The organism is Actinomyces bouchesdurhonensis, assembly GCF_900128465.1.
Lineage (GTDB): Bacteria > Actinomycetota > Actinomycetes > Actinomycetales > Actinomycetaceae > Pauljensenia > Pauljensenia bouchesdurhonensis.
In genome coordinates this window covers 62,113-64,020 of the sequence record NZ_LT635864.1, presented here as the reverse complement: position 1 = coordinate 64,020, position 1,908 = coordinate 62,113, and the positions used below count along the sequence as shown (strand labels likewise).

The window sequence follows — 1,908 nt, the reverse complement described above, 5'->3', positions numbered from 1 at the left end:
CAACCACCGAAACTACCGCCTACGCTGCCTCCTCCACTCCGGCGGATTCCAACACCTCCTACACCCTTAAATGCGAAGAGCCGGATTCCCGCCTTGTTCATGCCGCGCGCGGGGATCACGTACTTCAGGACCGTCCCGACGATGAGGACGAACGCCGCGATCGCGAAGATGATCCACGCGGAGCGCGTGCCCGTCATCCACGACCACACGAGGATCGCGCCGCCGACGACGGGCGCGGAGGGCCAAATCTGCACGACCGCGCCGATCACTCCGACGAGGATGACGACGCCGACGATGACGGTTCCGAGGATACTCATGGGGCAATCGTAGCGGCCCGGTGTTTGGGCGGAGCGCCCGCACTGCTAGCCTGAGACCACCACACGACGGAGGGACGAAGCCGTGGCCGGGTTCGCGCTCACTGCTGGGCGCGCGCTTGGGCACACTAGTTCCTCTACGACGCCGCGTTCTCAGGGAGGCTGATAAGTGCTCTGTTTGCTTTCCGCCCGATGACTGTGTTCGACATATCGTGCCCGCCGCGCGAGGCTTTCGAGCGGTGCATGAGCTTTTGGGCGACCGTCGGCATCCGTTCCGAGACCCCCGGGATGGGCGACCAGTTCGCGATGCGCGGCTGGACGGGCACCGAGGTCACGGTCATGCCCGGGCAGGCCACGGCCTCGCGCAGACGCTTCGACGACTCATTCCTGGAACTTGGCGAGATCGCCCCGGGCCTCGTGTTGGGAGGGATCGCCGTCTACCTGACGTCGAAGGCGGTGCGCGCACAGCTGCGCCACCTCAACAAGACGCGCATCGTCATAGCGGCGCACCCCTCGCCCGACGCCGCGCAGACATCCACTAAGCTGTGGTGTTTCCCCTGGGATACGGCGATTCAGCGCGCCCGCCCCGGCAAAGACCCCTTCGCCCGCGTCTTCGAGTACCTGCACACGTCCCTGCACCAGCAGGGCATCCTCCTGGCTCCCCCGCGCCTCGTCGATGGTGAGAAACTGCCCGAGGACCACCCCCTCTCCCCCGACAACCTCAACCGGATGCAGGGCAGCTTCCTCGATCCCGTCACCAAGTTCCTCCCGACGAAGGAGCGATCATGACCCCAGGTTTCTCACTGCGCCGGATGGTCTTCCGTCGCAGATACCTGCACGCTCTCATCGCAACCGATCCACATGAGGCGGCCGCTCGCTGCATCAACTACTGGGCATCGAAGTGGAGAAGCACCCCGGTGGAAACGCCGGGGATGCGCGAGCAGCTCGCCCTCAACGGGTGGGTTGGCACCGAGATCGCCGACGGCCTCGATACGATGCGCGGACTATTGTCCACCGTGGCTGACCCGATTGTGCGCAGCGACCTGTTCCCCCAGTCTGCCTCGCAGCCTGCCACGACCGCTCGCTATCAGACGTCGCGGATCCTCATCGCAGCGCGGCCCTGGTCAGCCGAAGGACGCGTCGCGAGCGAGGTGTGGTGCTTCGACACTCGAGTGAGCCAGCGCAACACTCCCACCACCAAGGAAGACGTCGGCCGCTACCTCCAGGACCTCGCCGTCACGTTGCAGCTCGACGAGCTACTGCTCGCGCAGCCCGAGCTCCTCTGTGAGGGCGATCTACCAACAGACCACCTCTTCGCGGGGCGGAACGTGATCGCCATGCGCCAGGCCGCCACAAAGGAATCGCGCCGCAGGCGCTAGGCGCACCCGCGGCGAGACAACAGACGGTTCGGGAGGCTCAGTCCTGCGCGCGCAGGGAGGCGACCTCGTACAGGGCGATGCCCGTGGCGACGGCCGCGTTGAGGGACTCGACGGTCGACGCGATCGGGATCGACACGATCTGATCGCAGGTCTCGCGCACGAGGCGGGAAAGGCCCGCGCCCTCGGCGCCGGTCACGACCACGAGGGGGCCGTCC

At 66.5% G+C, this 1,908-nt stretch carries 4 protein-coding genes; 2 read left to right on the top strand and 2 right to left on the bottom strand.

Annotation, left to right across the window (positions count from 1 at the left end):
• Nucleotides 1-317: DUF456 family protein (locus tag BQ7477_RS02110; protein ID WP_234968639.1), on the bottom strand; the 317-nt coding region annotated here is incomplete at its 3' end.
• Between the two features lie 240 nt (nt 318-557).
• Between BQ7477_RS02110 and BQ7477_RS02105 the strand changes: the two genes are divergently transcribed.
• Both BQ7477_RS02105 and BQ7477_RS02100 read left to right on the top strand, forming a co-directional pair.
• On the top strand, nt 558-1,103 hold the full coding sequence (locus tag BQ7477_RS02105; RefSeq protein WP_234968638.1) for a hypothetical protein: 546 nt from the start codon (nt 558-560) through the stop codon (nt 1,101-1,103).
• Nucleotides 1,100-1,693, top strand: coding sequence for a hypothetical protein (locus BQ7477_RS02100; protein WP_073982636.1), 594 nt, complete (start codon nt 1,100-1,102; stop codon nt 1,691-1,693). Before BQ7477_RS02105 ends, BQ7477_RS02100 begins: the two co-directional genes overlap by 4 nt.
• A 37-nt stretch (nt 1,694-1,730) precedes the next feature.
• On the opposite strand, the gene BQ7477_RS02095 is transcribed toward BQ7477_RS02100, so the two are convergent.
• On the bottom strand, nt 1,731-1,908 hold a 178-nt coding region (locus tag BQ7477_RS02095; protein WP_277352388.1), incomplete at its 5' end, for a TrmH family RNA methyltransferase.